Here is a 25936-nt window from a genome sequence, read left to right as displayed (position 1 = left end):
GTCCTGTCGTGTGAAGGACGCTGAGGAGCCCGTGCGGCGTGGGCGGCGGCTGGTCATGGACGTCGCCTTGTGGCTCGGGCTCTGCGGCTGGGTGGTCATCGACGCCGGATCCAGTACGAGGCACTGGGAACTGCTCGCCGGCCTCGTCGCGACCACCACCGCGATCGCGGCGGCGCGCCGGTATCCGCTCGTCTCGCTCGCCATCGCGATGGTGGCCAGTTTCGTGGTCATGGGGAGCTTCGGCGGCCGGGTGCCGATCTGGGAAGGCTTCGTTCTCGTCGCGGTCGGTTACCTCGCCGGCTATCGGCAACCGGTCGCGAAGCCGATGCTGCGCCTCTTCGCCGCTGTTTCGGTGCTGGCGGTCCCTGTCGCGCTGTTGTGGAGCAAGGACGGCTTCGCGTCCTGGGGTGCGCTGCTCGGCGTCCTCGTCTTCGCGGGTGTGACGCCCTGGCTGCTGGGCAGGTACGTCCGGCAGCGCGAGGACATGGCGCGCGACGGCTGGCGTCGCGCCGAGGAGATGGAGAGCCGCCAGCGGCTCGTCGCCGACCGCGCGCGGCTGCGCGAGCGCACCCGGATCGCCAGCGACATGCACGATTCATTGGGCCACGAGCTGAGCCTGATCGCGGTGCGCGCGGCGGCGCTGGAGGTCGCGGGAGGACTCGACGAACCACAGCGGCTGGCCGCGGGCGAGCTGCGGCAGAGCGCCGCGACGGCGACCGAACGGCTGCGCGAGATCATCGGCGTCCTGCGTGAGGACGACGCGCCGACCGAGCCGGTGCACGAGAGCATCGACGAACTGCTCGACCGGACCAGGGCTTCGGGCGTGCTGATCGAGTCCTCAGTGGACGAACCGCTCGACGGTGAGCCGCAGATGGTCGACCGCGCCGCGTACCGCGTGGTCCAGGAATCGGTCACGAACGTGGTCAAACACGCGCCGGGTGCCGCGGTCGCGGTCCGGGTCGTGCGGTCCGAAGGACAGACGGACGTCGTGGTCACCAACTCCGCGCCGCCCGCGGGGCCGCTGCCGGGCAGGACGTCGGGCAAACGCGGGCTGATCGGCCTGCGCGAACGGGTCCGCCTCGTCGGCGGAACTCTGCGGGCAGGCCCCCATGACGGCGGATTCGAGGTCAGCGCGACCTTGCCGCACGACGCGGCGCCGTCGGAGGAATCGCCCGAGAGCCAGGCGGCGATGGACGCGGAAGTGGGGCAGTCGACGTCGGCGAGGGAACTGGAACGCGCCCGCCGGGACGTCCGGCGCAGCTTGATCCAGGCGATCGTCGTGCCGATCGGGCTTTTCGGTGTGGTGGTCGGGATCAGCGGGGCCGTGTTCCTCGTCAAGTGGTACGGCTCCGAACTCCCCGGTGGCGACTACGCCCGCATCCACGTCGGCCAGACCCGCGCGGAGATCGCCTCCCTCTTGCCCGGCGGTCAGCGGATCGCGCGGCCACGTCAGCTGGAACCGCCGGTGCCCGCCGGGGCGATATGCGAGTACTACGGCACCGAACGCAGTCTGTTCGACAGGTACTACGAGGCGTACCGGCTGTGTTTCGCGGGTGGGAAACTCGTGTCGAAGAACGTGATCAGCGAAGACGAGAAAAAGGGGGACCCGGATGATCCGGGTGGTGCTGGCCGATGACGAGGCGATGATCCGCGCCGGGGTGTCGGCGATCCTGGCCGCGGACGCCGGGATCAAGGTGGTCGCGGAGGCCGAGGACGGGCGCGCCGCCGTCGAGCAGACCCGCGCGACCAGGCCGGACGTCGTGCTCCTCGACATCCGGATGCCGGTGATGGACGGGCTCAAGGCGGCCGAGGAGATCCGGCGGCTGCTGCCCGAGGTCGGCGTGATCATGCTGACGACGTTCGGCGAGGACGCCTACATCGAACGCGCGCTCGGCCTGGGCGCGAGTGGTTTCCTGCTGAAGTCCGGCGATCCCCGCGAACTGCTCGGCGGAATCCACGCGGTCGCGGGTGGGGCGGCGTTCCTTTCGCCGAAGGTCGCGCAGCGGGTCATCGCCCGCTTTTCCGGCAATCAGGTTTCCCGCGCCGAAGAGGCGAAGGCGCTGATCGGGAAACTGACCCCACGTGAGCAGGAAGTGCTGGCGCTGCTGGGTTCCGGACTGTCCAATGCGGACATCGCCGCGAAACTGTTCGTCGTCGAGGGCACGGTGAAGGCCTACGTGAGCACCATCCTCAACCGGCTCGGCGCGCGGAACCGGGTGCAGGCCGCGATCACGGCGTACGAGGCGGGGCTGGTCGGCGGGGGACGGGAGGAGTCCAGCCGCTGACGCCGGCGCCGATGCGTGCGGTGAGCGTGCCGGGGAGCAGCCGGAACACGCCGTTGCGGACGGCCACGGCGAACGGATTGCGCAACTGCGGCCCGACTTTCCCCGCCTGGACCGAGGCTTTCACGACGCCTTGGCTGCGCGGGCGGCGCTGCTCGTCGTAACTCTTCAATGCCGCGTCGACGTCTTCGGTGGTGCTGAGCGCGGCAGCGAGGACGACGGCGTCTTCGATCGCCTGGCAGCCGCCTTGGCCGAGGAACGGCGGCATCGCGTGGGCCGCGTCGCCGAGCAGTGCGACGCGGCCTTTCACGTATGAAGACAGGGGAGTGCCGAGCAGGTCGAGATCGTGGTGGAGCAGCGTCTCGGGCGCGGTCGCTTCGATGAGTTCGGGAATGGGATCGTGCCAGCCACCGAAGCGGTCTCGCAGATACGACTTCGGATCCTCGTGGCGGACGCCCGCTTCGGCGACGTAACTCGCCCACCAGTAGACGCTGTCGTCGTGCAGCGGGATGACGCCGATCTCGGCGCCGTCGTCCCAGCTCGTGCTGAGCTCGATCTTCCGGTCGACGGTGGTCACCGCGCGGAACGCCGTGCTTCCGCTGTAGACCGGTTCGGGGTGTCGTGGCCACAGCAGCTTGCGGGCCATGCTGTGGATCCCGTCCGCGGCGACGATGACGTCGGCGTCGAGGTCGTCGAGTCGGGTGACCTCGACGCCGGTGCGGACGCAACCCTCGGGAAGGGCGTCGTGGAGTGCGCCGATGAGATCCGCGCGGTGGATGGCGGCGAGCGGGCGGCCGTGATGACGGCGGAACGCCTCGGCATCCCATCGGGTGATGCGGCGGCCGTCGCGGTCGTGGAGACCGCCGGACGATTGTTCCCGCAGCTTGCCGAGCCGGACGCCCAGCGTCTCGAGTGAACGCAGGGCGTTCGGCCACAGGGAGATGCCCGCGCCGGCGGCGGTGAGCGCCGGTGCCTGTTCGAGGACGGTGACCTCCCAGCCGATGCCGTGCAGCCCGATGGCGGCGCTCAGTCCGCCGATTCCCCCGCCGATCACGATCGCTTCGCGCATGTCGACCTCCTCTACACCTGTAGAGTACTACTACACTTGTAGAGTGCGAAAGGCGACGATCGGGGACGCGGCCATCGAGGTCATCGCGGCCGAGGGGATGCGGGGGCTGACGCATCGCGCGGTCGACCGGTTCGCCGGGCTGCCGCCGGGTTCGACCTCGTACTACGCGCGGACGCGGGCGGCGCTGCTGGAGCTGGCGATCTCGCGGATGGTCGAACTCGACGAGGTCACCCTCGACCCGCCGCCCGGGCAGCTGGCTGAATACGTGGCGGGGTTCGCGCACGCGGCGATCACGAAGGGGCGGACGCGGATGCTCGCGCGGTACGAGTTCGCGCTGGAGGCGACGCGGCGGCCTGAGCTGCGGGAGGCCTACGACCGGGGTGGGCTGGTGATCCGGCGGCGGTGCGCGGAGGTGCTCACGGCGTGCGGATCGGCGGAGCCCGAGCGGCACGCGCGGGTGCTCGTCGCGTGGCTCGAAGGGACGGTCTTCGACGCGCTGGCCGGGACCGGTTCACTGCGGCCGCCGGGGCTGGAGGAGCTGACGGTGGGGGCGCGGGAGGTTTTGGCGGGGCTCGGGGTGGCGGGGTAGCAAGGGACCTTTGCTACCACTTGGGGCGCTGACCTGCGGAAAGGGAGCAGGGGACCTTTGCTGCCACTCGGGGTGTCGGTCCTGAAGCGAGAAGTCGCGAAAGCCACTTTCGGGACATCTGACGTCCTGAAAGTGGCTTTCGCGATGTGCGGCCGGCGCGGGTGGTAGCAAAGGTCCCTTGCTCCCCCGTCAGGCGTCGCGCCGCCGCAGCACGGTGGAACCGGTGACAAGACCGGCCCCAGCCCAAGCCGCACAGAGCGCGACGCCGACCCAAGGCGCGTAGGGCGCGACGCCGCCGAAGATCGGGTTCGGCTGCCCAGGAGTGACCATCGCGTTGACGCCCGCGAAGCCGGGGAAGTAGTTCACGAGGTCTTCCCAGCCGAGCGAACCGGCGAACATCGGGATCATCACCAGCAGCACGAACACCGTCACGATCGTCCCCGCCGTCGAGCGCAGCGCCGTCCCCAGGCCGAGACAGAGCAGCCCCAGCAGCGCGAAGTAGGCGCCCATGCCCGCCGCCGTCGCGAGCACTTCGCCCACCGAGGAGCCGGGCGCGGGGATCAGCGGCGCCGAGACCGCCACGCCGGCGAGCGTGTTCAGCACGCCGAAGCCGAACAGCACCGGCAGCAGGACGGCCGACTTCGCCGCGAGGACCCGGTTCCGCACCGGGACCCACTGCAGGGTCGAGCGGATGCTGCCGCTGGCGTATTCGCTCGTGATGAACAGCGTCGCCAGCGCGACCACGGCGAACTGCGTGAGATAGAACGCCGCACCGGTCACCACGGCGTGCGGGGCCATCGGCCGGTCGCTGCCGTCTCGCAGCGCGAAGCCCAGAGCCGCCGAGTACGCCAGCATCAGACCGAGCCCGCTGATCAGGCACCACCAGGTCGACCGGACCGACCAGAACTTGGTCCATTCCGAAGAGATCGTGTTCATCGTGCGCTCCACTGCTTGAAGAAGCCGGTCAGCTCGGTACGGAAGAACTCCAGCGCCTTCCGCGAGTCGATCGAGCCGTACTGGTTTTCGATCTCGGTCGGCGGGAGTTGCGGTCGCAGTCCCAGCTGGTCGATCAGGATCGCCGCGTCGGTCACCGACGAATGGCCGCTGTTCTCGACCAGGTCCTGCCTCTTCGGGCCGGTGAGCCGCGGCCAAGTCTCGTCCCAGGACGCGCGGAAGTACTTCTCGCCGGTCGGGCTGGTCAGCAGCAGGAACGGCCGGTCGATCGAGACGTCGCCGTAGAACGGGCCGTCGATGTTCACGCCCGCCTTGATCCGCCGGTCGGCGGTCATCGCGGCGGCGGTCGCCGAACCTCCGGCGGAGTGACCGGCCATCCCGATCTTCGTCGCGTCGATCGACCAGCGCCGGTCCTTCAGCAGCGTGTCGACGACGAACGTCGTGTCCGCGGCGCGGTTGGCGATCGCGGAGGGCCACGGCTCACCGGGAAGTCCACAAGCGACACACTGGCGCAGCCCGTCGGGGAATTCCGTCGCCCAGGCTTCGTAGGCGTGGTCCACCCCGGCGACCACGAAACCTTGTGCGGCAAGGTGTTCGGCCACCGAGGTCAGCGTGATCCGGTTGTTGCCCGCGCCCGGCGAAAGCACCACCAGCGGACGCCGTCCCGGCAGGGAGGGCGCGTTCTCCCGCGAGTGGACCCGCACCTTGCTCAGCGCGTCCGGCGGCAGGTCGAGCTTCCGCCCGGCGACCGCGGCCGCCGATTCCGCCTTCGTCATGTAGAGCGGCGCGCGGCCGATCGGCACGGCCGGATACCAGACGTTGACCATCAGTTCGCGGCGCTTTTCGGGCACCCAGGGCTCGGCTCTCCGCTGATCGGTGAGATGCAGCGTGCGCAGCCCGATCGGGAACGGGCCGTCCGGCGCGGGCAGCGACAGCGCCGGAGCCGGTGCCGCCGACGCGGCCGCCGGCACCCCCAGCAGGCCGGCGATCACCGCCACCATGACCATGAGTGACTTCATGCCGCGACTCCCGTTCCGTATTCGACCGACGACGCGGTCAGTTCCATGTACGCCTGTTCGAGCGAGGCGGTCCGTTCGGTCAGCCCGTGTACGCGGATCCCGAGTTCGTGCACCGCGTCGCCGACGAGATGAATGGGCAGGTCGTGCACGACCAGTTCGCCCTGATCGGCTTCCGTGGTCGCGCCGAGCGCGTGCAGGCGCTGTTCGAGAGCATGGAGTTCGGCGGGGGCGGGCACCCGCACCGCGACCGAAGTCCGCGAATTGCCCGCGATGAATTCGTCGACCGGCGCGTCGGCGAGGAGCTTTCCCTTGCCGATGACGACGAGCCGGTCCGCGGTCAACTGCATCTCGCTCATCAGGTGGCTCGACACGAACACCGTGCGGCCCTCCTCCGCGAGCGACCGCATCAGGTGCCGCACCCAGCGGACGCCGTCGGGGTCGAGCCCGTTCACCGGCTCGTCGAACATCAGCACGCCAGGGTCACCCAGCAGGGCGCCGGCGATCCCGAGCCGTTGCCCCATGCCGAGGGAGAACGTTCCGGCGCGTTTGCCCGCGACGTCGCTGAGGCCGACCGTCGCGAGCACCTCGTCGACCCGGCTCGCCGGGATCCCGTTGCTGCGCGCCATCGCCAGAAGATGTTTGCCCGCGCTCCGGCCGGGGTGCAGCGCCTTCGCCTCCAGCAGCGCGCCGACCTCGCGCAGCGGGAAGCTCAGGTCCTCGTACCTCTTGCCGTCGATGCGGACTTCGCCGGCGTTCGGCGCGTCGAGGCCGAGCGTCATCCGCATGGTCGTCGACTTGCCCGCGCCGTTGGGACCGAGGAAACCGGTCACCTTGCCCGGCTCGACGGCGAAGGTCAGCCCATCGACCACCGTCTTCTCGCCATAGCGCTTCGTGAGTCCTCGAAGCGTGATCATCCGCGTCCTCCTTCGTGTCTCTGAATCCTCCGATGCGGGGACGCCCGGGGGCATTGCCCCGAAGTCATCGGCCACCCCTTACTTTCGGCAGGTGCCGCTCGGCACGAGTCAGCGTGGAAAGGCACAATCGGCGCCATGACCACCCGCGAACAACGGCGCGTGAATCCGCTCGACCTGGTGATGCTCGTCCTCGCCGTGTTCTCGGTCGGGCTGCTCGCCTACGTGACGTTCTTCCCGCATTCGGCGGAGACGGCGCACCGTGTCTTCGTCATCGACACGACGGTGTGCGGGATCTTCGCGCTGGAATTCCTCTGGCGGTGGCGGCGCAACGGCTGGGAGAAGCGCTTCCCGCTGCGCAACTGGTATGAAATCCTCGGCATGATCCCCATCGCGCATCCGGCGCTGCGCGGCTTCCGGCTGTTGCGGATCATCGTGGTGCTGGTCCGGCTCGCCCGTACGGCGGACCGCGCGTTCGGGGAGCGGTTCACGCAGCGGCTGGTCGAACGGCTTTCGCGGCCGATCGTGCTGGCGATCAAGAAGCCGATCACGATCGCGGTGCTCGACGAGGTCGTGAAGGTGCTGGAAACCGGGAACTATCCGCAGAACCTCGCGCGCTCGCTCGGTGAGAACCAGACGCTGCTGCGCGGGATCATCGCGGAGAAGCTCAAGAACGATCCGCAGGCCGGGCGGCTTTCGAAACTGCCGTTCCACGACGAGGTGGTGCGTTCGGTGATCGACACCGCGATGCGCGTGATCCTCGAAGTGCTGACCGATCCGCGGATCGACGAATTCTTCGCGCATGTGGTGCGGGAGAACCGGGAGCAGATCCGCAGCGCCGTGCAGCTGGGATTGAACGAGCGGGAGGACGACGAGGAGCTGGCGGCACAGTTGCCGACCAGGCCGCAGCATCAGCTGATGGACTGACCTCTTGAGGTACGCCGGGTGGGCGCGGCGGTCAGCGGATCCTCCGGCCAGGGGTGTTTCGGGTAGCGGCCGCGAAGATCGGCGCGCACGGCCGCGTACCCGTTGCGCCAGAACGATTCCAGATCGGCGGTGACGGCGGCCGGCCGACCGGCGGGGGAGAGCAGGTGCAGCACCACCGGGACACCCGCCAGCTCCGGCGTCGCGAGCCAGCCGAAGGTCTCCTGCAGTTTCACGGCCAGCACCGGCTGCTCGCCCGAATAGTCGACCCTGATCCGCGAACCCGACGGCACCTCCAGCCGATCCGGTGCCAGTTCGTCCAAACGCGACGCTTCGGGCCAGGGCAGCAATCCACGCAGCGCGGCACCCGCGTCCAGCGATGCCAGGTCCGATCGGCGGCGAGCCGAGCCGAGGTCGAGCCAGCTGTCCATAGTGGACAACAAGTCAGCGTCGCCGACCGCGGGCCAAGGCGGGCCCAGTACTCGATGCAGGAACGACAACCGTTCACGGAGTCGCTTCCCGTCTTCCGGCCAGCGAAGCAGGCCGAGTCCTTCGGTGCGCAAACCGTCCAGTAGTGCGGCGCGGATCGCGTCTGGGGCGGGTGAGCGCAACGGTTTCTCCGCGAGCACGATCGCCCCGAGCCGCCGCACCGATCGCGCGACGACGTCACCCGAAGACCAGCGCACTTCGTCCACCGAGGACACCAGATTCGGCGCCGCGCGCACGGCGAGGTCCTCGTCGGCGGGGGCGGCCAGCCGGATGATGCCCTGTGCGCGGCCGGGATCGCGGGTCGCTTCGGCCACGGCCAGCCATTCGACGTCGGCGAGTCCGCTGCCGCGCGGCAGTTCGGCCGCCGTTCCGCCCGCCATCAGATACACCGGCGTCCCCGCGGCACGCCGTCGCGCGAGCCGCTCGGGATGCGCGAGCGCCACCACCAGTGCTGGATCGGACGCGTTGCCGCCGTCGGGCACCAGCCGGGAAAGCCGTCGCACGTCACGCTTCCAGCGCTCGTCACCGCGCACTCGGCGCAGCTCGGCTTCGAGGTCGGTCAGGGTGCCGCCGCTGTCCAGCAGCGCGACGACTTCGGCGGCCGAGCGCGCGTTGGTCCGCGCCGCGCCGTCCAGCAACGCCCTCGCCAGCCGTGGATGCAGGCCCAGCCCGGCCATTTTCCGGCCGCGTTCGGTGACCGTGCCGTCCTCCGCGGTCGCCCCGAGCGTGGTCAGCAACGCGCGCCCGGCGGCCAGCGCGCCTTCGCCGGGCGGGTCCCACCAGGCGAGGCCGGAACCGTCCGGAGTGGACCAGCAGGCGAGTTCGAGGGCGAACCGCGCCAGTTCCGCCGTCCGGATCTCGGGTTCGGGATAAGCGGGCAGCGAACCCTGCTCGTGCGCGGCCCAGCAGCGGTACGCGCGGCCCGGCGCCTCACGTCCGGCGCGACCGGCGCGCTGTTCCGCGACCGCGGCCGAAACGCGGACCGTCGCCAATCCGGGCAGGCCGCGCCGGTGATCGACGCGGGGAACGCGGGAAAGTCCGCAGTCCACCACCGCGCGCACCCCCGGCACGGTCAGGCTGGATTCGGCGACCGACGTCGAGAGAACCACCCTGCGACGGTCGCGCGGGCGCAGCGCGTCGTCCTGGCTCGCCGCCGAAAGCCGTCCGTGCAAGGGCAGCACGTCGGCGTCGAGACCGTTGAGAAGTCCGCTCACCCTGGCGATCTCCCCGGCGCCGGGCAGGAAGGCGAGGACGTCACCGTCCCCTTCGGACAGTGCTTTGTGGATCACGCGGGCCACGGTCGCCTCGATCCGCTCGCCGCGCGCGGGCGGGGAGTACGAGACGTCGACCGGGTACGTCCTCGCGTGCGCGGTGATCACCGGCGCGTCGCCGAGCAGGGCCGCCAGCCGTCCGGAGGCCACCGTGGCGGACGTCGCGAGCAGCCGCAGGTCGTCCCGCAGCCCGGCGCGCACGTCCAGCAGCAGCGCGAGCAGGAGGTCCGCGTCGAGATGGCGTTCGTGGCATTCGTCGAGCAGGACGGCCGACACCCCGGCCAGCTCGGGATCGCCCTGCACCCGCCGGACCAGCAAGCCCGAGGTGACCACTTCGATCCGCGTCGAAGAAGACACCTTCCGATCGCCGCGGACCGAATAGCCGACCGTCTCACCGACCCGTTCGCCGAGCAGGGACGCCATCCTCGCCGCCGCGGCCCGTGCGGCGAGCCGCCGCGGTTCGGCGACGATCACCCGGCCTTCGCCGTTGTCCAGCGCCAGCGGCACCAAAGTGGTCTTTCCGGTGCCAGGGGGCGCGACGAGGACCGCGGTGCCGTGGGCGTCGAGTGCGGCTTCGAGTTCGGGCAGGACGGCGCGAACCGGCAGATCGGGAAGGGTCACCGCTCGGTGACCTGTGGCGGAGGCGGGATCCGGTAGCCGGACGGGCCGATGTTGCGGTTCAGCGAATCGAGCCATTCCCCGGACGAGATCATCTTCTGGATCGCCTTGGCCACCGCCGCGCGGCCCTCGATGTCGTCCTTGCGCAGGCCGACGCCGTACTTCTCCTTCGAGAAGGGCTTGCCGACGACCCGCAGCAGTTCCGGGTTCTGCGCCACGTAACCGGCGAGGATGACGTCGTCGGTGGTCACCGCGTCCACCTGTCCGGCGAGCAGCGCCGTGACGCAGTCCTGGTAGCGCGGGTACTCGACGAGCTGCACGGCCTGGGCGAACTTGTCGCGCACCTGCTCGGCGGAGGTGGTGCCGCCCACGGCGCACAGCTTGCGGCCGTTGAGGTTCTCGGGACCGGTGATGTCGGTCGACCGGAGGCGGACGAGGAGATCCTGGCCGGTGTCGAAATAGGGCCCGGCGAACGCGACCACCTGTTTGCGTTTTTCGGTGATCGAGTAGGTCGCCACCATCAGATCCGTGGTCCCCGAGGTGATGTCCGTCTCGCGGGACGACGGCCTGCTGTCGTGCCAGGTGATGTGATCCTCGTCGACGCCCAATTCGCTCGCCACGTACTTCGCCACGTCGACGTCGAAGCCGACGTACCGGCCGTCGACCGTCCGTTTGGAAAGCCCCGGCTGGTCGAAGCGGATGCCGATGGTGAGCTTGTTGGACGCGACGGCGCGCGCGACGAGGGAATCCGACGGACCGGCCTCTTCGCCGCAGGCCGCCGCTGTGACCAGCATCAAGCAGGCCACCAGCAGGGCGCGTCCCCTCATCGGGTGCCTCCGTCCGCCGCCTCACGTTGTTCTCAGGGTCGGCGGTTAGCCTAGGCCCGTGCGTAGACCGCCCCAAGTCGTACTCGACGCCGTGGGCACACTCGCCCGGCTCGGACTGGCCGCCGTCTGGTTGGTTTCCGGAGCGCTGAAGATCAGCGCCCCGGGGCAGACCTACATCGCGGTCCAGGCGTTCGATGTCCTGCCGGACGGGCTCGTCCGCCCGGTCGCGATCGGGATGCCGCTCGTCGAACTGGCGCTCGGCCTGTTCCTGCTCGCCGGGTTCGTGACCCGGTGGGTGTCGGTGCTGTCGGTGCTGCTGCTCGCGGTGCTCATCGCCGCGATCGCCCAATCCTGGGCGCGCGGGCTGAGCATCGATTGCGGCTGTTTCGGCGGTGGCGGTCAGATCGCCGCGGATCAGACGCAGTATCCGCAGGAGATCGCCAGGGACCTCGGATTCGCGCTCTTGGGTGTCTGGCTGATCGTGCAGCCGCGGACCTGGTTTTCCGTGGACGGCTGGCTCGGGAACTCTCGCGCCTCCGCCGACGACGACTATGTGGGTATCGCTGAAGGGAACGAATAATCGTGGGTGGAGCTGAGCGCAACGCTCGGAAACGCAAGCAGCAGCAGACGGCGGCGCGTTCGGTGGCACAGGCCAGGGGCGTCGCGGGCGGCGACAAGAAGAAGGTCGTCGCGATCACCGTCGCGGTGGTCGTTCTCGCCGCGCTGGTGATCGGTGGCGTCATCTGGACGACGTCCAGCAAGGACAGCACCGAGGGCAAGGTGATCGGCGCGCAGACGGGCACATCGGCGCCCGGTGTCGTCGAAAAGCGCGACGGTGCCGTCGTGACCGTCGGCAAGTCCGAGGCGAAGAAGACCATCGACGTCTACGCCGACTTCCTGTGCCCGGTCTGCAAGCAGTTCGAAGAGACCTTCAAGGGGCAGATCGAGGAGCAGGTGAACAACGGGACCCTGCAGGTCCGGTACCACATGCTGCCGATGCTGAACCAGCGTTCCGACCCGCCCGGCTACTCGCTGGACTCCGCCAACGCCTCCCTCGCGGCGGCCGACGCGGGCAAGTTCCTCGCCTTCCACGACGCGCTGTTCAAGGACCAGCCGGAGGAAGGCGGCCGCGGGTTCGACAAGGCGCAGCTGATCAAGCTCGGCCAGGACGTCGGCATCACCGACCCGACCTTCGTGCTCAAGGTCAACAGCGGCGCGTACGAGCAGGAGATCCAGGACGCGTACAAGAAGATCTCCACGGACCCGTCGCTGCAGCAGGACTTCGGCAACGGCCCCGGTTTCGGCACGCCGACCGTCACCGCGAACGGGCAGGTCGTGAAGCTCGAGCAGGACTGGGTGCAGAAGGTCGTCAGCTAGTTTTCCCGTGAAGGCCCCCTTCCCTCGGATCAGCCGAGGGAAGGGGGCCTTCACGCTGTTCGGGGTCGGTGGGGGCGGCCGGGTGGTAGCAAAGGTCCCTTGCTCCGCGCCGCGGTGACCGTGTGGATTTCTGGTCATCCAACGCACCAAAATCCACACAGTCAGTCAACACCGCTGCCCGCCGGGGACGTGGTAGCAAAGGTCCCTTGCTCCCTTTCGCAGGTCAGGGGCGCGAAGCGACGGCGGCGAAGGCCTGTACGCGCGCTGTCTCCGCGGAGCGCGGCCAGACGAGGCCCCACTCGACGGCGGGTGAGCCGGCGAAGGGCACGAAGCGGATCCGCGGGTGGCTGAAGTACTCCCGCGCGTGCGCCGCGAGCGGGCAGATGCCGGCACCGGTGGCGATCGCGGCGAGCAGTTCTTGAAAGGTCGCGAAGGGGGCGCCCCGGGTCACGGGGTGTCCGGCCGGCGTCAGCCACTGTCGCGGTTCTTCGATCCAGTACGGCTCCGGCGGATGCGCCGCGCGAAGGACGGTGTCGCGGGCGAGGTCGTCGAGAGTGACTGACTTTCGTCGCGCGAATGGGTGTTTCGACGACACCGCGAGCACCATCGGTTCGGTGTACACGGCCGGGCCGGTCGCGAGATCGGGTTCGTCGACCGGAAGCAGCGTCACCAGCACGTCGATCTCACCCGATCGCAGCATCGCGAACGGGTCGGCGAAATCAGCCTCGCGAATGAGCGGTTCGGTGTCCGGGTAGCGCTGCCGGAAACGGTCCAGCAGCTCCTCGGTCAAGTCGGCGACGCCAGGTGCTTCGAAGCCCAGCCGCAGCACGCCGCCGACCCCGCGGCCGGCCGCGATCGCGCGGTCGATGCCCTCGTGCAGCGCGCGGTAGGCGGGGCCGAGGTCATCTCGCAGCCGTTCGCCGATCGGGGTGAGCCGGACCCGCCGGCTGGTGCGGGCGAACAGCGGTACGCCGATCCGGCGCTCCACCTGCTTGATCGACTGGCTCACCCGCGCCTGCGAGACGTGCAGGCGCTCCGCGGTGCGGCCGAAATGCAGCTCGTCGGCCAGCGCCAAGAAGATCTCGATATCCCGCAGTTCCATAATCTCCAGGTTATCGATACGGCTCCGTGCCGGTCATCGGGAACCGTATTTCCCGCAGGTCTAGACCATCGACGCTGTGCCATGTGTTAATTCAAGCAATGAATTTACGCGTTCTCGGCATGGGTGGTGAGGTATGACGAAATTCGTGGTCCGGCTCGCTCTGCTGTTCGTTTCGTGTCTCGCACTGGCGTCGGCGCCGGTGACGGCACAGGCGGCGCCCGCGTTCAAGGTGCTCGCGTTCTACAACGGCACCTACGACGCGGCGCACATCAGCTTCGTCAAGGAAGCCAACCAGTGGTTCCCGAAAACCGCTTCGCAGAACAACTTCAGCTACACCGCGACCAACGACTGGAACCGGCTGAGCTCGCTGCAGCCGTCGCAGTACCAGGTCGTGCTGTTCTTGGACGACCTGCCGCAAACCTCCTCGCAACGCTCGGGCTTCGAGCGCTACATGAACGCGGGTGGCGCGTTCTTCGGCTTCCACGTGGCCGCGTTCAACACCAATCCGTCCACATGGGACTGGTACCACAACAGGTTCCTCGGCACGGGTGCGTTCAAGTCCAACACCTGGGGTCCGACGACGGCGACGCTGAAGGTGGAGAACCGGCCGCATCCCTCGACCACGCGGCTGCCCGCGACCTTCACCTCGTCGGTGAGCGAGTGGTACGCCTGGAACAGCGACCTGCGCAAGAACCCGGACATCCGGATCCTCGCGTCGGTGGACCCGGTGAGCTTCCCGCTCGGGACCGACCCGAACCAGTCCTGGTACAGCGGGTACTACCCGATCCTCTGGACCAACGCCAAGTACAAGATGCTCTACGCCAACTTCGGGCACAACAAGATGAACTACGAGACGAACCAGCCGCTTTCGTCGACCTTCGGCAGCGAGGTGCAGAACCGCTTCGTCGTCGACGGTCTGCTGTGGCTCGGTGGAAGGCAAACCGCACGAGGATGAGCCGGGCCCGCGCTCTTTCCGGCAGGTCAGGGGCCTCGGTGGTAGCAAAGGTCCCTTGCTCTCCCGCGGTGCCGTGAAGGCCTCCTTGCCTACCCTGAAGGTAGTGAAGGAGGCCTTCACGGACGGCCTGCGCAGGTCAGCGGGCCCGGTGGTAGCAAAGGTCCCTTGCTACTCCTCGATGGCGCCCCCGACCGCCCGCAGGTGCTGCCGGAACGTCAGCGAAGGCGACTTCGCCCGCTCCGCGAGGAAGTCGGCGAAGCGGACCTGCTCGCGAAGGGACTCTCCGCCGCGGATCCGGTCGGCCTGGCGCCGCTCGGTGTCGCGGATGCCTTCGGCGCGATCCAGGACCTCGTCCGCCCGGTCGGCCGGGACGAACAGGACGCCGTCCTCGTCGCCGAACACGAGGTCTTCCCTCGTCACCGTCCATTCCCCGACGACGGCAGATTCGAGCGCGCCGTCCGGGCGGGCGGAGACCGAGAGCGGGCCGGTCGGGATCGAACCGAGGCTGAACAGCGGCAGCCCGATCTTCTTGATGTCGGCCGTATCGCGGTGCAGCCCCCAGATCACCACGCCGCTCAGCCCGGCCGCCTCCGCTTCGAGGACCGCGAGGTCCCCGACGCAGCTTTCGTCGAGCCTGCCGCCGTTGTCGACGACGAGGACGTCGCCGGGGTTCGCGATTTCGTACGCCTCCAGGAAGACGTCGACGCTGCCGACGTGCCGGGCGGGGGTGACCCGCCCGGCGACGCGGGCGCCGGGCACGACCGAGTGCGTGCCCGCGGGCGCGCACCGGACCTGAACGCCGGCGCGCACGCAGCCGTCGGTCAGATGCGCGGTGGTCAGCAGGGAGAACCGCTGCCGAAGCTCTTCGGGATCCATGCCCCGACTTTAGCCACGGCGCCACACCACGAGTTTGTCGAAGTAGTCGTCGTCCTGCAGGGTCCCCATGATTTCCCCGTTGTCGCCCACGATCGCGCCGCAACCGCCGGACGGCGCGGGAAGCGTCTCGACCGGGCCGCCCGGCGTCCACGCCGCGGGAATCGTGGCGGTACCCATGGTCCGCAAGCAGCCGACGAGGAGTCCCGACCCGTTGAGCGCGGTCACCGTCATGGTCTCCGGCACCGGGATGGAGGTGTCAGGGGCCGTCCAAAGCCGTTGGCCCCCTTGGAGATCGGCCAGCACCTTGCCGTCCCGGATCGCGATGGCGTGTGCTTCGCGGACGCCCTCGGGAAGGGCGAGTTGCCTTGCCACGCCGTCCTTCCAGAGCCAGGTGCCGCCGCCCTGCTCCTGCATCAGGATCGTGCCATCGTGATCGATGTCCACCGGGCTGAGCAGCGGCGGGGAGTCCAAAAGCACCGGGTGCGCGCGGTCGCCGGCAGGCCAGAACGCCGCCCGTGAGCCGTATCGCGGATCGTTGAACACGTCGCCGACGATGTCGCCGCGGTTGTTCATCCCGGTGACGACCGTCTGGGCGTACCCCGGGACGTTCTCCAGGAGCTGGAACCCGCCGTTCTGGTGGACGAACGAGCGTTTGGTCCTCGTCGAGATCGCGTACCCGTTCGTGAGAATCGCCTTCGACGTGTTCTCGTCCACGGCTTCGACCGTGTCGTAGCCCGCCGGGAAGCCGTGGTTGCGCACCATCCAGCCCGACCAGGTGAGCAGCCCCCGGTCGGAGTGCCCCGCGTAGCTCCCGGCCCCGTCGGTGGCCACCACTCGGATGGCGTCTCCGCCCGGCGGCCGCAGGTAGCTCATCGTCCAGCCGCTCGCCGACGCGGTGCCCGCCGACATCAGCCCGGCGGCGACGGTGGCCGCCAAGACCATGCTCGTCCGTTTCATCCTTACCCCCTGTGAGTCGTGTTTTCCCTGTTTAACGGGGGTGCGGCCCGCCTGTCTGCGTCACCTGACACGCAACGTGCCGGAAGTAACATCCGTTCAGGTCTGTATGTAAGGGTTGATAAATACAAACCTGTCTGTATCTTCAGTGGCAGCAGCGACCCGGCAACGACAAGGAGCGTGGTGGTGGCCAACAAGGTGTACGTCGTCGGCGTGGGCATGACGAAGTTCGAGAAACCCGGCCGCCGCGAGGGCTGGGACTACCCGCAGATGGCCAAGGAATCCGGAACCAACGCGCTCGCCGACGCCGGGATCTCCTTCGACGAGGTGCGGCAGGCCTACGTCGGTTACGTCTACGGCGAGTCGACCTCGGGGCAGCGCGCGGTCTACGAACTCGGCATGACCGGGATCCCGGTCGTCAACGTCAACAACAACTGCTCGACCGGGTCGACCGCGCTGTACCTGGCCGCGGAGGCGATCCGGGGCGGCCGTGCGAACTGCGCGCTCGCGCTCGGCTTCGAGAAGATGCAGCCCGGATCGCTCGGCTCGACCTACGACGACCGCGAGCAGCCGATGGGCAAGCACCTCCAGGCGCTCGCGGAGATCTCCGAGGTGCTCTTCCCGCCCGCGCCGTGGATGTTCGGCGCGGCCGGCCGCGAGCATATGAAGACCTACGGCACCACCGCCGAGCACTTCGCCAAGATCGGCGAGAAGAACCACCGGCATTCGGTGAACAATCCGTACGCGCAGTTCCAGGAAAGCTATTCACTGCAGGACATCCTCGACTCGCGGATGATCTACGACCCGCTCACGAAGCTCCAGTGCTCACCGACCTCGGACGGTTCCGGCGCGGCGATCCTCGCCAGCGAGTCCTTTGTGGACTCGCACGGGCTGGCCGGGCAGGCCGTCGAGATCGTCGGGCAGGCGATGACCACCGACTTCGCCAGCACCTTCGACGGGACCGCGAAGAACATCATCGGCTACGACATGAACGTCCAGGCCGCGCGCCAGGTGTACGACCAGGCCGGGCTCGGCGCGGAGGCCTTCCAGGTCATCGAGCTGCACGATTGCTTCTCCGCCAACGAACTCCTGCTCTACGAAGCGCTCGGTCTCTGTGCCGAAGGGGAGGCCGGGAAGCTCGTCGACTCCGGAGACACCACCTACGGCGGGAAATGGGTCGTCAACCCGTCCGGCGGGCTGATCTCCAAGGGGCATCCGCTCGGCGCCACCGGCCTCGCGCAATGCGCCGAGCTGACCTGGCAGCTGCGCGGGACCGCCGGCAAACGCCAGGTCGACGGTGTCCAGGCCGCGTTGCAGCACAACATCGGACTCGGCGGCGCCGCCGTCGTCACCGCCTACCAGCGCGCCGAGCGCTGATCCCGAAAGGAAGAACCATGGGCAAGATCAGTGCCTCCGTCGAACTCCCCGCCGCCCCCGACAAGGTGTGGGCGGAGTTCTCCAACCCCAACAACTTCGAGAAGTGGCTGACCATCCACACCAAGTGGAAGGGTGAGGTCCCGGCCGAATTCTCCAAGGGAGCACAGGCTTCCGAGGTCGTCACCATGCTCGGGATGCCGAACACGATCACCTGGACCGTCGACGAGTTCGAGGCGCCGTCGAAGCTGGCGATCTCCGGCACCGGGATGGCCGGGGTGAAGGTCAAGTTCGAGCTGTCGGTGGAGGCGTCCGGAGCCGGTTCGCTCGCCTGCATCGACGCGGAGTTCGCCGGTCAGATGATCGTCGGCGCGCTCGGCAAGGCCGTCGAGAAGGACGGCAAGAAGAACCTCGACGCCTCGCTCGAGAACTTCAAGGCGCTGGTCTCGTGACCGAGCGGTTCGACCCCGGCGGGCTCGGCGAATGGACCGACGAGTCGCGGTTCGAGGTCACGCGCGAGCGGCTGATCGAGTACGCGAAGGCCACCAACGACCCGATCCCGGCGCACCTCGCCGGTGACGTCGCGAGCCCCGTGTTCGCGATCGTTCCGGTGTTCGAGTCGCTGATGGAACCCGCGCTCGAGGTCGTCCCGGTCGGCTTGTTCGGCAGGATCGTGCACGGGGAACAGGAGTTCCGGTTCCACCGGCCGATCCGACCCGGCGACAGGCTCGTGTCGCGGGCGCGGATGACCGGTTACGAGGGCCTGCCGAACGGCACCCGCGGCACCATCCACCTCGAATGCCGGACCGACGGCGGCGACCTGGTCAACGAGCAGTACGTGACGCTGTTCGTGCGCGGGTTCGACACCGGGGAGACCCGCGGCGAACTCGGGCCTGACCACAAGTTCGACGAAAACCTCCGCTCGCAGGCGCCGGTGGCGAAGGTGAACCAGCACGTCAACGACGACCAGACGTATCGGTACGCGCCCGCCGCCGGCGACCCGATGCCGATCCATCTCGACGAAGAGGTCGCGAAGGATTCGGGACTGCCGGGGATCATCGCGCACGGCCTGTGCACCATGGCGTTCACTTCGTGGGCGCTGCTGACCGAGGTCGCCGGGTCCGATGTGGACAGACTGAAGCGGTTCGCCGTCCGGTTCGCCAAGCCGGTTCTGCCCGGCCAGGACCTGACGACGCAGATCTGGCGCGCGGGCGCCGGGAGCTACGCGTTCGAAACCACCGTCGGCGAAACCGTCGTGATCAAAGACGGTCTCGCGGAATTCGCGGAGTAGGAGCAAAGCCATGGGAGCACTCGACGGACGCGTCGCCGTCATCACCGGCGCCGGACGCGGGATCGGCCGCGAGCACGCGCTGCTGTTCGCGCGGGAGGGCGCGAGCGTCGTGGTCAACGACCTCGGCGGGGCGAACGACGGCAGCGGCAGGGATGCCGGGCCCGCGCAGGAGGTCGCCGACGAGATCCGCGCGGCGGGCGGGAAGGCCGTGGCGAACACGGCCAACGTCGCCGAGTGGGCGGGTGCCGCCGAGCTGGTGACGCAGGCGGTGGACGAGTTCGGCAAGCTCGACGTCGTCGTGAACAACGCAGGTATCCTGCGCGACGCGTTCATCGCCGGACTTGAGGAGTCCCAATGGGATTCCGTGATCGCCGTGCATTTGAAGGGGCACGCGGCGGTGCTGCGGCACGCGGCCGCGTACTGGAAGACCGCGAGCAAGGCAGGCGAGCCGGTGGCGGGTTCGGTGATCAACACCGCCTCGGCGTCCGGGACCACGCTGCCGAACGCGGGGCAGGCGAACTATGGCGCGGCGAAGGCGGGCATCGCCGCGCTGACGCTGGTCGCCGCCGAGGAGCTGGAGCGTTACGGCGTGCGGGTCAACGCGATCGCGCCGATCGCGCGCACGCGGCTCACCCTGGCGACGCCGGGGATGGGCGCGATCTTCGCCCAGGAGGTGGCAGAAGGGGAGTTCGACGCGTTCTCCCCGGCGAACATCTCGCCGCTGGTCGCCTACCTCGCGACCGAGAAATGCCCGCTCACCGGCAAGGTGTTCGCCGTGCAGGGCGGCGCGATCTCCGAACTCGCGGGCTGGCACGACGTCAAGGTGATCGAAACCGAGGCCGCCTGGGAGATCGACGACATCGCCGCGAGGCTCCCGTGATCGAGTGGTCCGAGACCGAACTGCTGATCAGGGACGCGATCCGGGAGTTCGTCGACAAGGAGATCCGGCCGCATCTCGACGCGCTGGAAAGCGGGACGCTGCCGCCGTACGACATCATCCGGAAGATGTTCGCGTCCTTCGGCATCGACGCGCTCGCCCGGGAATCGGTGTCGAAACTGCTGTCGAAGTCCCCTGGATCCGGTTCGGGTGGCGGCCTGGCGTTCGGTGGGCAGGAGGCGATGGCGCTCATCGCGGTGAGCGAACTGGCCGGGGTCAGTCTCGGCATCGTCGCGTCGCTCGGCGTGAGCATCGGGCTGGCCGCGCAGACGATCCTGACCAAGGGCACGCAAGCGCAGAAGGAACGCTGGCTGCCCGGGCTGGCGACGTTCGAGAAGGTCGGGGCGTGGGCGATCACCGAACCCGACTCCGGTTCGGACGCCTTTGGTGGCATGAAGACGTCGGTGCGGCGCGACGGCGACGAGTACGTTCTCAATGGACAGAAGACGTTCATCACCAACGGGCCTTACGCCGACACGATCATCGTGTACGCCAAGCTGGACGACGGCTCGGCGGTCCGGGACCGCAAGGTGCTGACGTTCGTGCTCGACAAGGGCATGCCGGGACTCACGCAGGGCAAGCCGTTCAAGAAGATGGGCATGATGTCGTCGCCGACCGGCGAGCTGTTCTTCAGCGACGTCCGGCTCGGGCGGGACAGGCTTCTCGGCGAATCCGAGACCGGTCGAGACGGGGACAGCAAGGCCGACGTGAAGTCCGGGTTCGCCGTCGAGCGGATCGGGGTCGCGGCGCTGGCGCTCGGGATCATCAACGAATGTCATCGGCTGTGCGTGGACTACGCGAAGAACCGGAAGCTGTGGGGCCAGGAGATCGGGCGGTTCCAGCTGATCCAGCTCAAGCTGGCGAAGATGGAGGTCGCGCGGATCAACGTGCAGAACATGGTCTTCCAGCTGATCGAGACCCTGCGCGCGGGCAAGATGCCGACGCTGGCCGAGGCTTCGGCGATGAAGCTGTACTCGTCGGAGGCGGCCACCGAGGTCGCGATGGAGGCCGTGCAGTTGTTCGGCGGCAACGGGTACATGGCGGAGTACCGGGTGGAGCAGCTGGCGCGGGACGCGAAGTCGCTGATGATCTACGCGGGGAGCAACGAGATCCAGGTGACACACATCGCGAAGGGCCTGCTCGGTCGCTGAGGGAGCAAGGGACCTTTGCTACCACGCGGGGTCCGGGGCCCCGACGGACGACACGCGTGATCAGCCGGACGACACGCGTGTTTGGAGACGGATCTCGCGTGATTGGGGCCGGAACTCGCGTGCTTGGAGGCGTTCCGGCTCCAAGCACGCGAGTTCCGCGCTCAATCACGTGAGTGCGGGGTCAGTCGCGTTCGATGAGGTGACCGACGACCTCCGGGCCGGGGTGCGCGTGGCCGGAGCCGTCGCGCCGGACGTCGACTTCGGGGAGTTCCACGGGGTCGCCGTTGCGGGCGGCACCGGCCGGACGCGGGCCGATCCAGCCGACGATCAGCCGCGTTTCGCCCTTGAGGAACCGCTGCGCCCGGACGCCGCCGGTCGCGCGGCCCTTGGCCGGGTACTCACTGAACGGGGTCACCTTCACGCTCGCGCCGGTCGCGGTGACGACCATCGGCTCGCCGTGTTCGGCGTCGTCGGTGCGGATCGCGCCGAAGAAGACCACTTCCGCCTCGCCGCGCACGACGATGCCTGCCATGCCGCCGCCCTTGAGACCCTGCGGCCGCACCAGCGAAGCGGCGTAGCGCAGCAGTGACGCTTCGGACGACAGGAACGCCAGTGTCTCGTTGCCGTCGGTGAGCCAGGTGGCGCCGACGACCTCATCGCCGTCCTTCAGGCTGATCACGTCGAACTCGTCGGAGCGGACCGGCCATTCCGGCGCGCACACCTTCACGACGCCCTGTTTCGTGCCGAGCGCGAGGCCGGGGGAGCCGGCGGCCTGTTCGCCGAGCGGGGCCAGGCCGATGACGCGCTCGCCCTTCTCCAGCGGCACCAGTTCCTTCGCGGCCATCCCGCCGCGAAGCGACACGGTGCCCGCCTGCTCGGGCAGCACCGGCAACGGCAGGACGTCGGTCTTGAACGCGCGGCCGCGGTTGGTCACCAGCAGCACCTGCCCGCGTGCGGTCGAATGGACCACCGCCGCCACCGAGTCGTGTTTGACGCGGCCGTTGCGGCGCCGCACCTCCGACGCCTCCTCCGATTCCGCGGCCGTCCGCGCGACCAGCCCGGTGGCCGACAGGATCACCTGGCACGGATCGTCGGCGACCTCCAGCGGACCCGACGGCTTCGACGCGGCGAGGACCTCCTTGAGGTCACCGTCGATCAGCGCGGTGCGGCGTTCGGCGGGGGAGTCCTTGGCGACCTTGGCCAGCTCGGCCGAGACGACCTTCTTCAGCACCGACTCGTCGTCGAGGATCTTCGACAGCTCGGCGATCTCCTCGCGCAGCTTGTCCTGCTCGGCTTCGAGCTCGATCCGGTCGTACTTCGTGAGCCGCCGCAGCGGGGTGTCCAGAATGTAGGTCGCCTGGATCTCCGAGAGCTTGAACCGCTTCATCAGGCCGTCCTTCGCGGCCGCGGCGTTCTCGCTCTCGCGGATCAGCTTGATCACCTTGTCGATGTTGAGCAGGGCGATCAGCAGGCCGTCGACCAGGTGCAGCCGTTCTTCGCGTTTGCGGCGCCGGTACCGCGTGCGGCGGGTGACGACCTCGTAGCGGTGGCTGAGGAAGACCTCCAGCAGCGCCTTGAGCCCCAGCGTCCGCGGCTGCCCGTCCACCAGCACCAGGTTGTTGATGCCGAACGACTGCTCCAGCGGCGTGAGCCGGTACAGATCCGCCAGCAGCGCCTGCGGGTTCACGCCGACCTTGCATTCGATGACCAGCCGCGTGCCGTTCTCGCGGTCGGTGAGGTCCTTGACGTCGGCGATGCCGGTGAGCCGCTTGGACTTGTTGACCTCGTCGGTGATCTTCTCGATCACCTTCTCCGGGCCGACGCCGTACGGCAGTTCGGTGATGGTGATCGCCTGCCGCCCGCGGCTGCCCTCCAGCGGCCCGGTCTCGGCGCTGGCGCGCATGCGCACCACCCCGCGGCCGGTCTCGTACGCGCGGCGGACCTCGTCCAGCCCCAGCAGCGAGCCGCCGGTCGGCAGGTCGGGGCCGGGGACGAACTCCATCAGCTTGTCCAGCGTGGCGTTCGGGTGGTTGATCAGCCATCGCGCCGCGCCGATGACCTCGGTCAGGTTGTGCGGGATCATGTTGGTCGCCATCCCGACCGCGATCCCGGAAGTGCCGTTGACCAGCAGGTTCGGGAACGCCGCGGGCAGCACGGACGGCTCTTCGAGCGAGCCGTCGTAGTTCGGCCGGAAGTCGACGGTGTCCTCGCCGAGCTCACCGACCAGCAACATCGCCTCGGGGGAGAGCCGCGCCTCGGTGTACCGCGAGGCGGCCGGGCCGTCGTCGGGGGAGCCGAAGTTGCCGTGCCCGTCGACCAGCGGGACGTTGAGCGAGAAGTCCTGCGCGAGCCGGACCATGGCGTCGTAGATCGCCGTGTCGCCGTGCGGGTGGTACTTGCCCATCACGTCGCCGACCACACGGGACGACTTCACGTACGCGTGCGTCGGCCGGTAGCCGTTCTCGTTCATCGAGTACATGATCCGGCGGTGCACCGGCTTCAGCCCGTCCCGCGCGTCCGGGAGCGCCCGCGAGTGGATGACCGAATACGCGTACTCCAGGTACGAATCCTCGATCTCCGTCTTCAGCGAGTTGTCGAAGACGTTCGCGCCTGGCTTGTCGAACGCTGACGGGTCGACCTTGGTCGTGGTGCCCTTACGGCGTGCCATTGCTCAAAGCTCCTTGAATAGCAACGAAATCAGGCGTCGATGGCTTCGCGGTCGACCCGGTCGGAGGATTCGACCAGCCAGTTGCGGCGCGGCTCGACCTTCTCGCCCATCAACAGTTCGAGCGCGTTCTCCGCGGCTTCGACGTCGTCGAGGGTGATGCGGCGGACCGAGCGGGTGGCCGGGTTCATCGTGGTGTCCCACAGTTCGTCGGCGTCCATCTCGCCGAGACCCTTGAACCGCGGCACCGGCGTGACGATCTGCTTGCCGGCGCGTTCCAGCTCCGCGAACTTGGTCTCCATCTCCTTCTGGGTGAAGGTGAAGTGGGTTTCCGGGTTGCGGCCCTTGGTGACCAGTTTGTGCAGGGGTGGCATCGCGGCGTAGAGCCTGCCGTCCTCGATGACCGGTCGCATGTACTTGGCGAACAGCGTGATCAGCAGCGTGCGGATATGCGAACCGTCGACGTCCGCGTCGGCCATCAGGATCACCCGGCCGTACCGCATGGTCGACAGGTCGAACGTGCGCCCGCTGCCCGCGCCGAGCACCTGCACGATGGAGGCGATCTCGGCGTTCTTCAAGGTGTCGCCGAGCGACGCCTTCTGGACGTTGAGGATCTTGCCGCGCAAGGGAAGCAGCGCCTGGTACTCCGACACGCGCGCCATCCGCGCCGAACCGAGGGCACTGTCACCCTCGACGAGGAACAGCTCGCTGCGGGAGACGCCGGTGGTGCGGCAGTCGACCAGCTTCGGCGGCATCGCCGCGCCTTCGAGCGCGGTCTTGCGCCGGGCCGCGTCCTTCTGCTGCTTCTGGGTGAGCCGGACGCGTGCCGCGTCGACCACCTTCTGCAGCACGATCTTCGCCTCGGACTTGGTCTTGCGCTCTTCGGTCCAGGACCGGATGTGCTTGTCGACGACGCCCTGGATGACGCGGGTGATACCGGCGGTGGACAGCTCGTCCTTGGTCTGCGAGGTGAACTGCGGCTCCGGCAGCCGGACGTGGACGACCGCCGTCATACCTTCGAGCACGTCCTCGACGGTCGGCATGTCCTCCTTGGGCTTGAGCAGCCCGCGGGTTTTGGAAATGGCGTCCTGCAAGGCTTTCAGCACCGCGCGGTCGAAACCGCGGCGATGGGTGCCGCCGTGCACGTTGCGGATGGTGTTGGTGAAGCATTCCACCGTGCGCTCGTAGCCGGTGCCCCAGCGCAGCGCGACCTCGATCTCCGCGTGACGCACCACATTGGACTGCATGACACCGCTGGCGTCGGCCGCGTTCTCCTTGTACGTGCCCTCGCCGTTGATGATCAGCGTGCCGCAGACGGGTTTCTCGCTGTCCGGGGCGAGGAAGTCGACCATGTCGGCGAGGCCGTTGGGGTAGTGGAAGGTCTCTTCGCTGATCGAGTCGTCGACGGCGGTGCGCAGCACGTACGTGACGCCGGGGACGAGGAACGCGGTGTTGCGCATCTTCGCGCGGACACCTTCGACGTCGAGCGCGGCGCCGCTTTCGAAGTAGCGCGCGTCGTACCAGTACCGGATCGACGTGCCGGAGCGCTCGCCACGCTTCATCTTGCCGGTGATGTTCAGCCCGGACTTGCGGGTGAACTTCGCCTTCGGGCCGGGCCCGTCGAACACGCCGGGCACGCCGTGCGCGAACGACATCTGGTGGACCTTGCCGCTCTGCTTCACCGTGACGTCGAAGCGGTGCGACAGCGCGTTCACCGCCGAGGCGCCGACACCGTGCAGACCGCCGGAGGTCTTGTAGCCCGAGCCGCCGAACTTGCCGCCCGCGTGCAGCCTGGTCAGCACCAGCTCGACACCGGACAAACCGGATTTGGCGTGCGTTCCGGTGGGGATGCCGCGGCCGTCGTCGTCGACCTGGACGCTGCCGTCGGCGTGCAGGGTGACCACGATCTTCGTGGCGTGACCCGCCACGCCCTCGTCGGTCGAGTTGTCCACGACCTCGGAGAACAGGTGGTTGATGCCGCGGCTGTCGGTGGAGCCGATGTACATCCCGGGGCGCTTGCGGACCGCTTCCAGACCCTCGAGATGCGTCAGGTCGTCGGCCCCGTACAGGGTCTCAGCAGTCACTGGGTACTTCTCCTGGAGTCGTGGCTCGCGAACTAGCTCGTGGAGGTGGTGTTCAACGCGACACCGTACTGGAGGATATCCGTCCCCTCCGACAGCTTCGTTCTCCCGAGCCCCGCGTGTGGCGCATCACCCTGTCCCGATGGGCGGGTCACGGCTGGGGAAAGCGGCTTCCTCAAGGCTTGGATGAGGCGTTATCGTTCCCGGTGTCACACGGTGA

The 25936-nt window shown here is 68.6% G+C and carries 23 protein-coding genes; 12 read left to right on the top strand and 11 right to left on the bottom strand.

From position 1 onward, the window contains the following. The first annotated feature begins 31 nt into the window (after window positions 1-31). Both ACSMFO_RS27980 and ACSMFO_RS27975 read left to right on the top strand, forming a co-directional pair. Complete coding sequence (locus tag ACSMFO_RS27980) at window positions 32-1636, top strand: histidine kinase (RefSeq protein ID WP_436461125.1); 1605 nt, start codon at window positions 32-34, stop codon at window positions 1634-1636. Further along, window positions 1611-2285: a response regulator gene (locus ACSMFO_RS27975; protein WP_436461098.1), complete on the top strand. Its 675-nt coding sequence runs from the start codon at window positions 1611-1613 to the stop codon at window positions 2283-2285. The genes ACSMFO_RS27980 and ACSMFO_RS27975 overlap by 26 nt, the downstream gene beginning before the upstream one ends. Here the strand turns inward: ACSMFO_RS27975 and ACSMFO_RS27970 are convergent. Then, window positions 2230-3351: an FAD-dependent monooxygenase gene (locus tag ACSMFO_RS27970; RefSeq protein WP_436461097.1), complete on the bottom strand. Its 1122-nt coding sequence runs from the start codon at window positions 3349-3351 to the stop codon at window positions 2230-2232. The two genes, ACSMFO_RS27975 and ACSMFO_RS27970, sit on opposite strands and share 56 nt — an antisense overlap. A 43-nt stretch (window positions 3352-3394) precedes the next feature. Between ACSMFO_RS27970 and ACSMFO_RS27965 the strand changes: the two genes are divergently transcribed. Next, window positions 3395-3940, top strand: coding sequence for a TetR/AcrR family transcriptional regulator (locus tag ACSMFO_RS27965; protein WP_436461096.1), 546 nt, complete (start codon window positions 3395-3397; stop codon window positions 3938-3940). Between the two features lie 189 nt (window positions 3941-4129). Here the strand turns inward: ACSMFO_RS27965 and ACSMFO_RS27960 are convergent, their stop codons facing one another. The 3 genes from ACSMFO_RS27960 to ACSMFO_RS27950 are packed head-to-tail and all read right to left on the bottom strand — an operon-like array spanning window position 4130 to window position 6827. After that, a complete protein-coding gene (locus ACSMFO_RS27960; RefSeq protein ID WP_436461095.1) occupies window positions 4130-4876 on the bottom strand; it encodes an ABC transporter permease in 747 nt (248 codons plus the stop codon). After that, window positions 4873-5913, bottom strand: a complete 1041-nt coding sequence (locus tag ACSMFO_RS27955; RefSeq protein ID WP_436461094.1) for an alpha/beta hydrolase family protein — start codon at window positions 5911-5913, stop codon at window positions 4873-4875. The genes ACSMFO_RS27960 and ACSMFO_RS27955 overlap by 4 nt, the downstream gene beginning before the upstream one ends. Next, window positions 5910-6827 carry an ABC transporter ATP-binding protein gene (locus ACSMFO_RS27950; protein WP_436461093.1) on the bottom strand — a complete coding sequence of 306 codons (918 nt, stop codon included), beginning with the start codon at window positions 6825-6827 and terminating at the stop codon, window positions 5910-5912. Before ACSMFO_RS27950 ends, ACSMFO_RS27955 begins: the two co-directional genes overlap by 4 nt. A gap of 135 nt (window positions 6828-6962) precedes the next feature. Here ACSMFO_RS27950 and ACSMFO_RS27945 point away from each other — a divergent pair, with 135 nt between their 5' ends. After that, window positions 6963-7751, top strand: coding sequence for an ion transporter (locus ACSMFO_RS27945; protein WP_436461092.1), 789 nt, complete (start codon window positions 6963-6965; stop codon window positions 7749-7751). Here ACSMFO_RS27945 and hrpB read toward each other — a convergent pair. Together hrpB and ACSMFO_RS27935 are read right to left on the bottom strand one after the other, a co-directional pair. Continuing rightward, the gene (gene hrpB / locus ACSMFO_RS27940) at window positions 7736-10129 is read right to left on the bottom strand and encodes an ATP-dependent helicase HrpB (RefSeq protein ID WP_436461091.1); all 2394 of its coding nucleotides are present in this window, start codon (window positions 10127-10129) and stop codon (window positions 7736-7738) included. The two genes, ACSMFO_RS27945 and hrpB, sit on opposite strands and share 16 nt — an antisense overlap. After that, on the bottom strand, window positions 10126-10953 hold the full coding sequence (locus ACSMFO_RS27935) for a glutamate ABC transporter substrate-binding protein (protein ID WP_038518708.1): 828 nt from the start codon (window positions 10951-10953) through the stop codon (window positions 10126-10128). The genes hrpB and ACSMFO_RS27935 overlap by 4 nt, the downstream gene beginning before the upstream one ends. Before the next feature lie 91 nt (window positions 10954-11044). Between ACSMFO_RS27935 and ACSMFO_RS27930 the strand changes: the two genes are divergently transcribed. Further along, on the top strand, window positions 11045-11533 hold the full coding sequence (locus ACSMFO_RS27930; RefSeq protein ID WP_436461124.1) for a MauE/DoxX family redox-associated membrane protein: 489 nt from the start codon (window positions 11045-11047) through the stop codon (window positions 11531-11533). 2 nt (window positions 11534-11535) lie between these two features. Beyond that, window positions 11536-12330 carry a DsbA family protein gene (locus tag ACSMFO_RS27925; RefSeq protein WP_436461090.1) on the top strand — a complete coding sequence of 265 codons (795 nt, stop codon included), beginning with the start codon at window positions 11536-11538 and terminating at the stop codon, window positions 12328-12330. A gap of 223 nt (window positions 12331-12553) precedes the next feature. Here the strand turns inward: ACSMFO_RS27925 and ACSMFO_RS27920 are convergent, their stop codons facing one another. Further along, a complete protein-coding gene (locus tag ACSMFO_RS27920; RefSeq protein ID WP_436461089.1) occupies window positions 12554-13432 on the bottom strand; it encodes a LysR family transcriptional regulator in 879 nt (292 codons plus the stop codon). A 133-nt stretch (window positions 13433-13565) separates the two neighbouring features. On the opposite strand from ACSMFO_RS27920, the gene ACSMFO_RS27915 reads away from it, so the two are divergent. After that, the gene (locus tag ACSMFO_RS27915; RefSeq protein ID WP_436461088.1) at window positions 13566-14387 is read left to right on the top strand and encodes a ThuA domain-containing protein; all 822 of its coding nucleotides are present in this window, start codon (window positions 13566-13568) and stop codon (window positions 14385-14387) included. A gap of 168 nt (window positions 14388-14555) precedes the next feature. Here the strand turns inward: ACSMFO_RS27915 and ACSMFO_RS27910 are convergent, their stop codons facing one another. Next, window positions 14556-15263 carry an RraA family protein gene (locus tag ACSMFO_RS27910; RefSeq protein ID WP_436461087.1) on the bottom strand — a complete coding sequence of 236 codons (708 nt, stop codon included), beginning with the start codon at window positions 15261-15263 and terminating at the stop codon, window positions 14556-14558. Window positions 15264-15272: 9 nt separating this feature from the next. After that, window positions 15273-16220 carry a hypothetical protein gene (locus ACSMFO_RS27905; RefSeq protein WP_436461086.1) on the bottom strand — a complete coding sequence of 316 codons (948 nt, stop codon included), beginning with the start codon at window positions 16218-16220 and terminating at the stop codon, window positions 15273-15275. 180 nt (window positions 16221-16400) lie between these two features. Here ACSMFO_RS27905 and ACSMFO_RS27900 point away from each other — a divergent pair, with 180 nt between their 5' ends. Genes ACSMFO_RS27900 through ACSMFO_RS27880 form a run of 5 tightly spaced genes read left to right on the top strand, consistent with a single transcriptional unit; the run spans window position 16401 to window position 20970 of the window. Beyond that, a complete protein-coding gene (locus tag ACSMFO_RS27900) occupies window positions 16401-17594 on the top strand; it encodes a lipid-transfer protein (RefSeq protein WP_436461085.1) in 1194 nt (397 codons plus the stop codon). 17 nt (window positions 17595-17611) lie between these two features. After that, window positions 17612-18043: a type II toxin-antitoxin system Rv0910 family toxin gene (locus ACSMFO_RS27895; protein ID WP_436461084.1), complete on the top strand. Its 432-nt coding sequence runs from the start codon at window positions 17612-17614 to the stop codon at window positions 18041-18043. Next, a complete protein-coding gene (locus tag ACSMFO_RS27890; RefSeq protein ID WP_436461083.1) occupies window positions 18040-18882 on the top strand; it encodes a MaoC/PaaZ C-terminal domain-containing protein in 843 nt (280 codons plus the stop codon). The genes ACSMFO_RS27895 and ACSMFO_RS27890 overlap by 4 nt, the downstream gene beginning before the upstream one ends. A 10-nt stretch (window positions 18883-18892) precedes the next feature. After that, window positions 18893-19762: an SDR family oxidoreductase gene (locus ACSMFO_RS27885; RefSeq protein ID WP_436461082.1), complete on the top strand. Its 870-nt coding sequence runs from the start codon at window positions 18893-18895 to the stop codon at window positions 19760-19762. Beyond that, window positions 19759-20970 carry an acyl-CoA dehydrogenase family protein gene (locus tag ACSMFO_RS27880; RefSeq protein WP_436461081.1) on the top strand — a complete coding sequence of 404 codons (1212 nt, stop codon included), beginning with the start codon at window positions 19759-19761 and terminating at the stop codon, window positions 20968-20970. The genes ACSMFO_RS27885 and ACSMFO_RS27880 overlap by 4 nt, the downstream gene beginning before the upstream one ends. 181 nt (window positions 20971-21151) lie before the next feature. On the opposite strand, the gene ACSMFO_RS27875 is transcribed toward ACSMFO_RS27880, so the two are convergent. Both ACSMFO_RS27875 and ACSMFO_RS27870 read right to left on the bottom strand, forming a co-directional pair. Next, window positions 21152-23638, bottom strand: a complete 2487-nt coding sequence (locus ACSMFO_RS27875; RefSeq protein WP_436461080.1) for a DNA gyrase/topoisomerase IV subunit A — start codon at window positions 23636-23638, stop codon at window positions 21152-21154. 29 nt (window positions 23639-23667) lie between these two features. Next, complete coding sequence (locus tag ACSMFO_RS27870) at window positions 23668-25719, bottom strand: DNA gyrase/topoisomerase IV subunit B (RefSeq protein ID WP_436461079.1); 2052 nt, start codon at window positions 25717-25719, stop codon at window positions 23668-23670. Window positions 25720-25936 lie beyond the last annotated feature (217 nt).

Origin of the sequence: Amycolatopsis sp. w19 (assembly GCF_051373225.1) — a bacterium.
In the GTDB taxonomy this organism is placed as follows: domain Bacteria; phylum Actinomycetota; class Actinomycetes; order Mycobacteriales; family Pseudonocardiaceae; genus Amycolatopsis; species Amycolatopsis japonica.
This window is presented reverse-complemented; position numbering and strand designations above follow the sequence as displayed.

Bases quoted from the DNA above. Each gene is read 5' to 3' on its own strand.
- ACSMFO_RS27975 (WP_436461098.1), top strand. From the start codon at position 1,611: ATGATCCGGGTGGTGCTGGCCGATGACGAGGCGATGATCCGCGCCGGG.
- ACSMFO_RS27970 (WP_436461097.1), bottom strand. From the start codon at position 3,351: ATGCGCGAAGCGATCGTGATCGGCGGGGGAATCGGCGGACTGAGCGCC.
- ACSMFO_RS27960 (WP_436461095.1), bottom strand. From the start codon at position 4,876: ATGAACACGATCTCTTCGGAATGGACCAAGTTCTGGTCGGTCCGGTCG.
- ACSMFO_RS27955 (WP_436461094.1), bottom strand. From the start codon at position 5,913: ATGAAGTCACTCATGGTCATGGTGGCGGTGATCGCCGGCCTGCTGGGG.
- ACSMFO_RS27950 (WP_436461093.1), bottom strand. From the start codon at position 6,827: ATGATCACGCTTCGAGGACTCACGAAGCGCTATGGCGAGAAGACGGTG.
- ACSMFO_RS27945 (WP_436461092.1), top strand. From the start codon at position 6,963: ATGACCACCCGCGAACAACGGCGCGTGAATCCGCTCGACCTGGTGATG.
- ACSMFO_RS27935 (WP_038518708.1), bottom strand. From the start codon at position 10,953: ATGAGGGGACGCGCCCTGCTGGTGGCCTGCTTGATGCTGGTCACAGCG.
- ACSMFO_RS27920 (WP_436461089.1), bottom strand. From the start codon at position 13,432: ATGGAACTGCGGGATATCGAGATCTTCTTGGCGCTGGCCGACGAGCTG.
- ACSMFO_RS27915 (WP_436461088.1), top strand. From the start codon at position 13,566: ATGACGAAATTCGTGGTCCGGCTCGCTCTGCTGTTCGTTTCGTGTCTC.
- ACSMFO_RS27910 (WP_436461087.1), bottom strand. From the start codon at position 15,263: ATGGATCCCGAAGAGCTTCGGCAGCGGTTCTCCCTGCTGACCACCGCG.
- ACSMFO_RS27905 (WP_436461086.1), bottom strand. From the start codon at position 16,220: ATGAAACGGACGAGCATGGTCTTGGCGGCCACCGTCGCCGCCGGGCTG.
- ACSMFO_RS27895 (WP_436461084.1), top strand. From the start codon at position 17,612: ATGGGCAAGATCAGTGCCTCCGTCGAACTCCCCGCCGCCCCCGACAAG.
- ACSMFO_RS27885 (WP_436461082.1), top strand. From the start codon at position 18,893: ATGGGAGCACTCGACGGACGCGTCGCCGTCATCACCGGCGCCGGACGC.
- ACSMFO_RS27875 (WP_436461080.1), bottom strand. From the start codon at position 23,638: ATGGCACGCCGTAAGGGCACCACGACCAAGGTCGACCCGTCAGCGTTC.